The sequence below is a fragment of the Pseudomonas pudica genome (assembly GCF_015680405.1).
In the GTDB taxonomy this organism is placed as follows: Bacteria; Pseudomonadota; Gammaproteobacteria; order Pseudomonadales; family Pseudomonadaceae; genus Aquipseudomonas; species Aquipseudomonas pudica.
The window spans coordinates 52,728-62,520 of the sequence record NZ_JADLJS010000031.1 but is presented as its reverse complement, the minus strand read 5'-3'; the positions used below and the strand labels follow the sequence as shown (position 1 = coordinate 62,520).

Below are 9,793 nucleotides of genomic sequence, written 5' to 3'. Positions count from 1 at the left end.
CCCACAGGGACCGCACCGATCTCAAGCCATGTGCAATACCTGTGGGAGCTGGCTTGCCGGCGATAGGGCCGGAACTGACCACCTATGCTTGGTGTCGTCCATGTATGCGCCCCTCCATGAAAACTTTCATCGCCCTCGCCATCCTGGCCCTGATCGCCACCGCCGCCCTGCTCGGCTCGCCCTGGATGAACCAGCGCTTTCACATGCCAGCGGAAAAAAACAATGCCCAACAACGCGAAACGGCCGGGTCCCCGAGGGAGCCGGCCGTTTCGATGAGCGAATGACGCTTAGTGCTGCTTGCCAGTGCGGATCTGATGCACCACACCCATTGCCACCACGATTGCCGCGGCGATACCGGTGGAGATCACCAGGATCTGGTAGTCAGGCATGAAGGCCATGGTCACCAGGGCGGCCACGATGAACGCGATCACCAGGTAAGTCAGCCATGGGAACAGCCACATCTTCAGGCGTACTTCCTTGCCTTCGGCAATCAGCTTGCGGCGCATGCGCAGCTGCGAGAAGGCAATCACCAGGTACACCAGCAGGGCAATCATGCCGGTGGTGTTCATCAGGGTTTCCAGCACGTCTTTCGGGCGCAGGGTCTCGCTGAAGTTGATCAGCGCGCACACCACGGCCACGGCGCACGAGCCCATGATCGCGTAAACCGGTACACCGGTGCCGGCGCGGGTGATCTTGAAGAACGACGGCGCGTCGCCACGCTGTGCCAGGGAGAACAGCATGCGCGAAGCGGTGTAGTGGCCCGAGATCAGGCAGCTGCTCACCGAGGTCAGAACCACGAAGTTCATCAGCAGCTCGGCATACGGCACGCCCAGCAGCTCCAGGGTGCGGCGGTATGCGCCATAGCCGGAAACGCCCAGGTGCGGGTCGTTCCACGGTACCAGGCAGACGATCAGGAAGATCGAACCTACGTAGAACAGGCACACACGCCACACCACCGAGTTGGTCGCCTTGACGATCTGCGCGGCAGGGTCCTTGGCTTCGGAAGCGGCAATGGTGACGATTTCCGCGCCGAGGAAGGCGAACATCACCCCGAGCAAGGCACCGATCACGGTGGTGATGCCGTTGGGCATGAAGCCTTCGGCGGTAAGGTGGCTGATGCCACGCACTTCACCGAACTGCCAGATGTTCAGCACGGCAGCGGTACACACGATCAGGAAGCAGACGATCGCGATCACCTTGATCAAGGCGAACCAGAACTCGAACTCACCGTAGTGCTTGACGTTGAAGAAGTTGACGGTGATCAGCAACAGGGTCGTGGCCAGCACGAACACGTTGACGCTGACGTCGGGGAAGAAACCATGCAGGATCTTGCCCGCCACATAAGCTTCCCAGGCCATCAGGATGACCCAGTACCACCAGTACAGCCAGCCGATGGTGAAACCGGCCCAACGGCCGATGGCGCGATCGGCGTAGGTAGAGAACGAACCGGTGTCTGGCGAGGAAGTCGCCATTTCACCCAGCATGCGCATGATCAGTACCACCAGGATGCCGCCTGCCAGGTAGGCCAGCACGGCGGCTGGGCCGGCGCTGTGAATCACGCTGCCGGAACCGACGAACAAGGCGCCGCCGATAACCCCGGCGATCGACATCATCGTCAGGTGGCGCGACTTGAGCGAGGCACTGAGCTTGCTCTCGTGCCCGCTTTTCGCGGTGGTGGTTGTGGATGTTGCGTCCATCAGTTGTGTACCCCGTGCTTCTTTTTATCCAAGGAAAACTGTGAAACCCCGATGGCTGGCGGCTTCACGTACATCAGTGCTAATGCGCGCAGGATGGTGTGAGCGAACACACGCAGGCCTTCCATGGCGGCCTGCTGACGCGCCCCAGGGCAGGCGCCTGGGGCGAACTGAACATGCTTTAGGTGGCGATATCTGACACCTAATGTAAAAATGTCCGGCGCAGAGAGCCATGCACAGTGGCATGAAACTCGCACTGCACTGTACAGGTCGCCCATGCAATACACCTTGCAAACGCCGGGCGATACGCACCCTGAAGGCCCCGAATGTTCGAATTACATCCAGACTCCTCGACCCCGCTGGTGAACCAGATCATCGACGGGCTGCGCGAGTTGATCGACAACCAGACCCTCAAGCCAGGCGCCAAGGTCCCCTCGATCCGCGCCTTTGCCGCGAGCTATTCGGTGAGCACCTTCACCGTGGTCGAGGCCTACGACCGTCTGGTCGCCCAGGGCCTGCTGGTGAGCCGGGGCAATGCGGGGTTCTTCGTCAACCGCGCGGCGGGCGAATTGCTCGACCCGCACAACACCGAGGCCGACACCAGTCGACCAACGTTCAACTCCGAGTGGTACCTGCAGCAGATCTTCGAAATCCGCCAGTTGCCGTTCAAGCCGGGCTGCGGCTGGCTGCCCAACGACTGGATGTACGAAGACGGCCTGCGCCGCGGCCTGCGCCAGGTGGCCGGCAGCCCGCTGGAGCTGTCGGGCTACGGCGACCCCATGGGCCTGATGGAGCTGCGTGCACTGACCGCACAGAACCTGCAGCAGGAACTGTCTATCGTCGCCAACCCGGCGCAGCTGATGCTCACCCATGGCGCCAGCCAGGCCCTGGACCTGGCCGCGCGCACCCTGGTGCGCCCGGGCGACGTGGTGCTGGTGGACGACCCGGGCTATCCCAACCTGATGAGCATCCTGCGCACCCAGGGCGCGACCCTGGTCGGCGTGCCGCGCACACCGGCCGGCTACGACCTGAACCGGCTGGAGCAGTTGCTCACCCATCACCGCCCCACTGCGTTCTTCACCCAGCCGCACCTGCACAGCCCGACCTGCTCGCGCACGCCGCTGCCGCAGCTGCACCGCCTGCTGCAGCTGGCCAGCCAGCACGGCTTCCGCCTGGTGGAGAACAACCTGTATGCCGACATGGTCGCCGAACCGCAGCCATGCCTGGCCAGCCTCGACCACCTGCAGCAGGTGGTGTACGTGGGCAGCTACTCCAAGAGCATTTCGCCCAATGTGCGGGTCGGCTACATGTTGGCCAACCCCGAGCTGATGCAGAAGCTGCTGCACCTGAAGATGCGCTCTGGCCTGACCACCTCGCAGGTGATGGAGCGTGTGGTGTATGCCGCGATCATCGACGGGCGCTGGCGCAAGCACCTCAAGCGCTTGCGTCAACGGCTGGCCGAGGCGCACCAGGAAGTTGGCCGGCATCTGCATCGGTTGGGCTTCGAGCTGTTCACCGAGTCGGATGAAGGGATGTATATCTGGACCCGCCACCCGGCGATTCCGGACAGCGCGGCGTTGCTGGATGATGCGTTGGAGAAAGGCATCATGCTCGGGCCCGGGCAGTTGTTCATGGTCGATGCCAAGGCGACCGGGTGGATGCGGTTCAACGTGGCGTTCAGTACCGAGCCGGCGATGTGGGAGTTGCTGGAGAAGGTGTTGGTGAAGCATGTGCGGCGGGGTGGGGTGTAGTTCGCCGCAACCTTTTCAGCACCTGTGAGATCGAGCGCCGCTCTGCACATCAACTAGGCCTAGGCGTGCAGTGGGGGGGAACAGGGGGATTCTCTGGTGCTTGCAGTCTGTGCAGGGATTGCCCAAGGGATGGCGCCTGATGCGAAGATTCTGGTTCCCCCAGCCTACGCCTGCCACCGATAGCTGCACACTCCACGCTTGGGCCACGCTGGCTTCTTCACGGACATGCCCGCTGCCACAGGTGCAGGCCAACTCCCTCCGCAGTCTGCGTCACCTATTCCATAAACCTCAGGGATACTTCAGCCAACGAGTGCCTATAACAAAAACTAGATGTCTAACTCCCTTGATCCAACAGCTTAACCCATCTTCTTACACCCACCAGCCATCGGCATCTACGATTTCTATTGGTGTCGCGCTCGCTACTCAATAGCAGTGCATCTATTCCACCTGCCGCCCTTCTTGCGAAAGCCTCAAGGTTTAGTACCTCAAGGCTTCTTCAAGGGAAATAGACGTGACCTCACGCAGAACACTAACAAGCCAGGAACTGCAAGAAATATACTCAGCCGCGCCTTTTACATATGACTTTGAGGACATCCTTTCTTGGGACAGCCCGTTCACACTACCTATAACACCGCCGAACATAGCATCGCTTTCATATGATGCGCTCAGCGACAACGCAACGACCATTGCGAAAAATGTGATACAGGAAATCGAGGCTACCTGCCCAGTGAGCACTCCTGGATTTGAGAACTATTTGAATAAACATTATTCAGACATAAGACAATCCCACCCAGACCAGGTAAGCCAACTTTACGCCCAAAAGAAATTCCTCCTGCTCCTTTATAACAAAACCCACAAACAAGCCATCCGCAATATCAACCTATACTTAGCAGAACACATATATACAATAGGCATTGACGAAGCAGCACTGCATTTCGAAAACGTCGTTCACTTTAACCGCTGGCGCGACCAAGATTTCTATATGATCGAGGAAGATTTGTACTTTTTAATGAGCAGCATTACTGCCGCGCAAATTGAAATAGTACTAAATCGCTGCCTTGAAAAAATAAAAAAGGAATACGAAAACCTCCAGCAGAAAACCATAATAATATTAAGAAACAACCACAACAAAGACAGTCAAGGCAATTCCATCACCTTAAAACCCAACTCCGGAATAGTGCTAAGCTCAACATTAACCACAATATCAACTAACCCAATCAGATTTGGCAGCCTTCAGAGCCATATCCTTAGAGGAATAGAGAAAGTTAAGACACTGGGCATTACTGCAACCCCAATCTTCAGGCTGGGCATAGGTTTATTTTTTATTCATCAGAATTAGGAAACGCTGATTTGTACCATGACTCAGCCCTGAGCATGCCTGCTGAACTACTCATTCCTGATTTGCCTACGAACATTCATGACATTGCGCTTAAGCACGGGACAATTGAATCACCGCTACGAATAAATGCCAATCTGGACACGTATACACTTACGAACCGTGCAAACTCCACAAGTGCTGAAAAAAAGGTGCCTGTACGCCCCTTAGTAATGGATAAAGAAGGCAATAGCTACACATCGATTCCATCGAGTGATTTTCCAATCAGGCTCAGCTTCCCCATTCATACCGAGAACGGGTCGTCAACTACAACCCCCAGTGACCCGATACTGTCGGACCCCTATGAGGGGGTCAATCTCAGACCCGCATGGATAGAAGCGACACCGCTCCCTGCCTATGAACCACCGAATTATAAAGACTGTATTTACTGCTTCCCGCCAGAATCTGGTCTGCCACCACTGTACGTAGTTTTCAATTCTCCCTATCCCGACGCAACAACCATAGGCACTTATAGCGGGCGAGCTTATAATCCAGACAAAGCAGGTGGACCTATCGAGCGACTGGATTGGCGCGAGGTCAAAATCACAGCGACAGGCATCGAATTAGTCAAATTACACACAAGCCGCTTCGGCCCGTCCGATGCAAATGACATCATGATCAACAGGCTGGAAAAAATCCTACAGGGCAAGTTGCAAGAAACGGACACCGACAAGCGCTTTTACACACATGAGATAAGGGAGCTGGAGCGCTTTCGCACCTTGAAATACCAGATAAAATCAGGCCGAACGATGATGGTGAAGCATGGAACAATACACACGCTGCAACACTGGAAGACTACCAACTCACCTCGGAGCTCGAACTGCTTTACACACCAGAAGCAATTGAAGCAGATGACCAGCAGATCGCACGAGAGAACAAATGAACACTATTAGCGAAATAATCACCAACGAAAGCCCCACCGATATCATTCTGTGGCTTGTCAGGCAAAATGGCATTTCTCATCCACGACTCGACAATCTATACAATCGAAATGGATGGGTGAACATTGGCGACTGCCTACAACTCATTAACCTGATTAAGAAAATGAGTGACGAAGGTTTGATACAGCGTGGTGGAAATGGCTATATCAAAGGTCCAAACTGGCGAGAGCCTGAATTCTTGACCCAAAAAAGATATGAGCTATAAGCAGAACTGATTCCAGAGCCCAGCACGTACATCCTCGTTCACCGAGACCGAGTATCATCACAGACGCCGGCAGCGACAACACAGCTGCCGGCATATAGCACTTATCACCAATCTGCTTTATCAGCAAAGAACCCCAGCACATTCGCCTCCAGGCTCTCCAGGTGATACCCCCCTTCCTGCACGATCAGGCACGGCAAGCGCATTGCCCGAATCCGCTCGCCCAATACCGCAAACCCTTCAGTCGTCACCGCCACCTTGCTCTGCGGGTCGAGTTCGTAGATATCGAACCCCAGCGACAACACCAGCACCTCGGCGCCAAAGTCCTTCACCGCCGCCAGCGCGATTTCCAGCTGGCCCATGAAGTCCGCTTCGCTAGCCCCATGCGCCATCGGCAAGTTGAGGTTGTACCCCTCCCCCGCACCGCTGCCACGCTCGTCCGCGAACCCGGCCACACCCGGGTAGAAGTTGGTGGGGTCGCCATGCACCGACACGTACAGCACATCCCGGCGGTCGTAGAAGATTTCCTGAATGCCCTGCCCGTGGTGCATGTCGGTATCGAGAATGGCCACTCGGCTGTAGCGGCTGCGCAAGGCCTGGGCAGCCACAGCGGCATTGTTGATGTAGCAGAAACCACCGGCCGCATCGAAGCGCGCATGGTGGCCGGGCGGCCGGCACAGGGCATAGGCCGCCGGCTCACCGTCGAGAATGGCCTTGGCACCGGCCACCGCGCTTTGCGCAGACCAATAGGCCGAGCGCCAGGTGTGTTCGCCTACAGGGCAGCTGCCGTCAGCCAGGTAGCGCCCGGCCTGGGCGAGGATGCCACGCAAGGCGTTGGGTTCGCGCACGAAGATGTTGGACATGACCTCGTCGCCCCAATCTTCGGGCACTTCCTTCCAGCGCGCATGGGCCTCTTCGAGGAAGGCCAGGTAGGCCTCGCCATGCACTGCCTTGAGCGGCTCGAGGCCGGCGTCCTCAGGCTGACGGATGTCGAAGCCCAGAGCCTTGGCTGCCTGGAGCAGGCGCTGGGCGCGCTCGGGGACTTCCTGCGGGGTGCGCATGGCGCCGCGCGAGTAATAGCTGCGTGGGTGGTGCAGCAGTTGTTCGGGGTGGAAGTAGCAACGCATCAGGCTTCTCCTTGTTCGATCAGGCCCGCACGGGCCAGCACGGCGTTGAGCAGTACATCGGCACCCTGGCGGGCGTCGTCGGGCAGTACGTCTTCGGCTTCGTTATGGCTCAGGCCGCCGACACAGGGGATGAACACCATGGCGGTCGGGCAGTAGCGGGCCAGCAGGATGGCGTCGTGGCCGGCACCGCTGACGATCGACTGCTGGGCATAGCCCAGGCCATCCACCGCCTGCTGCACGGCAGCTACGCAGTCGGCGTCGAACGGCGTGGCCGGGCTGACCCAGTGGCGCTCGATACGCACCCGCAACCCGCGCTGATTGGCGATGGCTTGCAGCTTCAACGTCAGGTCGCGCTCCATCGCCTCGATGGCTTCATCCCGGTGATGACGCAAGTCGACGGTGAACTGCAGCAACCCTGGAATGGTGTTGCGCGAGGACTTGGCGATGGACAGTTCACCCACGGTGGTCAGGCCTTGCGGTGCGAAGTCGGCGGCCAGTTGCTCGACGGCCTGGATCATCTGTGCAGCGCCGTACAGGGCATCCTTGCGCAATGGCATCGGTGTTGTGCCGGCGTGTGCGGCCATGCCTTCGACGGTAACGTCCAGCCAACGGATGGCCTGCCCGCCGCTGACCACGCCAATGGCCTTGGCGTTGTCTTCAAGGATCGGACCTTGCTCGATATGCGCCTCGAAATAGGCATCCACCCGGCCGCCCAGCGGGCGCTGGCCGGCGTAACCGGTGCGTTGCAGTTCGTCGGCGACGCTGATGCCATCGGCGTCGCGAATGGCCAGCGCTTCGTCCAGGGCCAGAGTGCCGGTGAACACCGCCGAACCGAACATGGCCGGGGTGAAGCGGGCGCCCTCCTCGTTGGTCCATACGGCGATTTCCAGCGGTTTGCGCGTCTGGATGTTCAGGTCATTGAGCCGGCGTACCACTTCAAGGCCCGCCAGCACACCGTAGACGCCATCGAAACGGCCGCCCTCAGGTTGGGTGTCGAGGTGGCTGCCCATCATCACCGGCGCTGCATCCGGGTCGCTGCCAGCGCGGCGAGCGAACAGGTTGCCGATGGCATCAACGGTCAGCGTCAGGCCGGCTTCACGGCACCAGTGGCTGAACAGTTCACGGCCAGCCTTGTCCTCGTCGCTGAGGGCCAGGCGGCAGCTGCCGCCACGGGCAGTGGCACCGATTTCGGCCATGGCCATCAGGCTCGCCCACAGGCGTTCGCCATTACTTTTCAACATGTGCGGGTACTCCAGAAAAACGGTTCGATCAGGCCAGTTCCAGGCGCTGGCTGCGGGCGTACTGGCGCGCCAGGGCGAGCACGCAGACCAGCGAAACAGTGGCGATCAGGGTGTAGAACACCGCCATCGGCCACCATTGGCCGGTGAAGGTGTGGGCCAGCCAGGTACCGATCAGCGGGGTCAGGCCGCCCGCGATGGCGCCGCAGATCTGGTAGGCCAGGGAAATGGCGGTGTAGCGCACGCGGGTTTCGAACATGCCGCTGACATAGCCGGCGATCACCGCGTAGAAGGACGCCATGCACGCGGCTGCCAGGGCGATGCCGAGTACGATCAACGGGCCCTGACCCGAGCTGACCAGCACGAACATCGGGTAAGGCGAAGCCATCGCCAGCAGCGCGACAAGGGCCAGGAAGCGGGTGGCGCCCATCTTCTCCGATAGCCAGGCGGCCAACGGCTGCACGCAGAACTGGATGATCGCCACGAAGAACAGGCACTCCAGAATCAACGAGCGCTCCAGGTGCAATTGCTGGGTGGTGTAACTGATCATGAAGGTGTTGGTGAAGTAGACCCCGGCAATACCCAGGGTATTGGCACCGATGCACAGCAACAGCGGGCGCCAGGCCGTGCGCAGCACTTCGAATACCGGGGCCTGCTCCTTGCGCCGGGCCTTTTCCGCCTGCTCGCGGCTGGCGATGAACTCGGGCGACTCATTCACCCCCAGGCGAATCGCCAGGCCCACCAGCAGCAACAGCGCGCTGGCCAGGAATGGCACGCGCCAGCCCCAGCTCATCAGGTCTGCTTCCGGCAGGCGGGTGACCGCGCCAAAGGCCAGCAGCGACAGGATCAGGCCCGCCGGGCTGCCCAGCTGGGCGAACGAGGCGAAGAAGTTGCGCCGGCCCTTGGGCGCATGCTCGCCAGCCATCAGCACTGCCCCGCCCCACTCGCCACCCACGGCAATGCCCTGCACGATGCGCAGCAGGATCAGCAGCACCGGCGCGGTGGCGCCGATTTGTGCGTAGGTCGGCAGCAGGCCGATGCCCACGGTGACGATGCCCATCATCAGCAAGGTGATGACCAGCGATTTCTTGCGGCCGATACGGTCGCCCACGTGGCCGAAGACGATGCCACCTAGCGGCCGGGCGAAGAAGCCGACGGCGAAGGTACCGAACGCGGCCATGGTGCTGAACAGGCTGTTGTCGGAGGGGAAGAACAGCGCGCCGAACACCAGGGCAGCGGCGGTGGCGTAGATGTAGAAGTCGTACCACTCGATCATGGTGCCAATGAACGCGGCAGCGGCGGCACGGCGTGGCTGGGGGGAAGCGGTGGGCTTCATGGAGGCTCCTTTGCTTGTTGTTCTGGCAGGAGTTGTCGGGGGCACGGGGGCGCTCTTGTGGCGCTTGGCTTGTTGAATCGGTGTTGGCTTCTTCGCGGGCTCGCCCGCTCCCACAGGTACTGCGCAGCA

Annotated in this window: 10 protein-coding genes; 5 read left to right on the top strand and 5 right to left on the bottom strand. The window is 59.7% G+C overall.

Annotated elements, in window-relative coordinates:
• Positions 1-104: 104 nt before the first annotated feature.
• Positions 105-284 carry a hypothetical protein gene (locus IRZ77_RS19500; protein WP_046614011.1) on the top strand — a complete coding sequence of 60 codons (180 nt, stop codon included), beginning with the start codon at positions 105-107 and terminating at the stop codon, positions 282-284.
• A gap of 3 nt (positions 285-287) precedes the next feature.
• Here IRZ77_RS19500 and IRZ77_RS19495 read toward each other — a convergent pair whose 3' ends face one another.
• Both IRZ77_RS19495 and IRZ77_RS19490 read right to left on the bottom strand, forming a co-directional pair.
• Entirely contained in the window at positions 288-1,697 is a 1,410-nt protein-coding gene (locus IRZ77_RS19495) for an amino acid permease (RefSeq protein WP_025338600.1), read from the bottom strand.
• Entirely contained in the window at positions 1,697-1,972 is a 276-nt protein-coding gene (locus IRZ77_RS19490) for a hypothetical protein (protein ID WP_135002437.1), read from the bottom strand. The genes IRZ77_RS19495 and IRZ77_RS19490 overlap by 1 nt, the downstream gene beginning before the upstream one ends.
• A 48-nt stretch (positions 1,973-2,020) precedes the next feature.
• On the opposite strand from IRZ77_RS19490, the gene IRZ77_RS19485 reads away from it, so the two are divergent.
• From IRZ77_RS19485 to IRZ77_RS19470, 4 genes are all read left to right on the top strand, one after another.
• Positions 2,021-3,445, top strand: a complete 1,425-nt coding sequence (locus tag IRZ77_RS19485) for an aminotransferase-like domain-containing protein (protein WP_196174191.1) — start codon at positions 2,021-2,023, stop codon at positions 3,443-3,445.
• Between the two features lie 511 nt (positions 3,446-3,956).
• On the top strand, positions 3,957-4,784 hold the full coding sequence (locus IRZ77_RS19480) for a hypothetical protein (protein ID WP_196174189.1): 828 nt from the start codon (positions 3,957-3,959) through the stop codon (positions 4,782-4,784).
• A gap of 35 nt (positions 4,785-4,819) precedes the next feature.
• The gene (locus IRZ77_RS19475; protein WP_196174187.1) at positions 4,820-5,713 is read left to right on the top strand and encodes an S-type pyocin domain-containing protein; all 894 of its coding nucleotides are present in this window, start codon (positions 4,820-4,822) and stop codon (positions 5,711-5,713) included.
• Positions 5,700-5,966, top strand: coding sequence for a hypothetical protein (locus tag IRZ77_RS19470; RefSeq protein ID WP_085619215.1), 267 nt, complete (start codon positions 5,700-5,702; stop codon positions 5,964-5,966). The genes IRZ77_RS19475 and IRZ77_RS19470 overlap by 14 nt, the downstream gene beginning before the upstream one ends.
• Positions 5,967-6,070: 104 nt before the next feature.
• Here IRZ77_RS19470 and IRZ77_RS19465 read toward each other — a convergent pair whose 3' ends face one another.
• The 3 genes from IRZ77_RS19465 to IRZ77_RS19455 are packed head-to-tail and all read right to left on the bottom strand — an operon-like array spanning position 6,071 to position 9,664.
• Positions 6,071-7,090, bottom strand: coding sequence for a histone deacetylase family protein (locus IRZ77_RS19465; RefSeq protein ID WP_196174185.1), 1,020 nt, complete (start codon positions 7,088-7,090; stop codon positions 6,071-6,073).
• A complete protein-coding gene (locus IRZ77_RS19460; RefSeq protein WP_196174183.1) occupies positions 7,090-8,331 on the bottom strand; it encodes a Zn-dependent hydrolase in 1,242 nt (413 codons plus the stop codon). Before IRZ77_RS19460 ends, IRZ77_RS19465 begins: the two co-directional genes overlap by 1 nt.
• Positions 8,332-8,359: 28 nt before the next feature.
• Positions 8,360-9,664 (bottom strand): MFS transporter, encoded by a 1,305-nt coding sequence (locus IRZ77_RS19455; RefSeq protein WP_046614016.1) that lies wholly within the window; start codon positions 9,662-9,664, stop codon positions 8,360-8,362.
• Positions 9,665-9,793: the final 129 nt, after the last annotated feature.

Coding starts and splice junctions, on each gene's coding strand:
- IRZ77_RS19500 (WP_046614011.1), top strand. CDS start 105: ATGCGCCCCTCCATGAAAACTTTCATCGCCCTCGCCATCCTGGCCCTG.
- IRZ77_RS19495 (WP_025338600.1), bottom strand. CDS start 1,697: ATGGACGCAACATCCACAACCACCACCGCGAAAAGCGGGCACGAGAGC.
- IRZ77_RS19490 (WP_135002437.1), bottom strand. CDS start 1,972: ATGGGCGACCTGTACAGTGCAGTGCGAGTTTCATGCCACTGTGCATGG.
- IRZ77_RS19485 (WP_196174191.1), top strand. CDS start 2,021: ATGTTCGAATTACATCCAGACTCCTCGACCCCGCTGGTGAACCAGATC.
- IRZ77_RS19475 (WP_196174187.1), top strand. CDS start 4,820: ATGCCTGCTGAACTACTCATTCCTGATTTGCCTACGAACATTCATGAC.
- IRZ77_RS19470 (WP_085619215.1), top strand. CDS start 5,700: ATGAACACTATTAGCGAAATAATCACCAACGAAAGCCCCACCGATATC.
- IRZ77_RS19465 (WP_196174185.1), bottom strand. CDS start 7,090: ATGCGTTGCTACTTCCACCCCGAACAACTGCTGCACCACCCACGCAGC.
- IRZ77_RS19460 (WP_196174183.1), bottom strand. CDS start 8,331: ATGTTGAAAAGTAATGGCGAACGCCTGTGGGCGAGCCTGATGGCCATG.
- IRZ77_RS19455 (WP_046614016.1), bottom strand. CDS start 9,664: ATGAAGCCCACCGCTTCCCCCCAGCCACGCCGTGCCGCCGCTGCCGCG.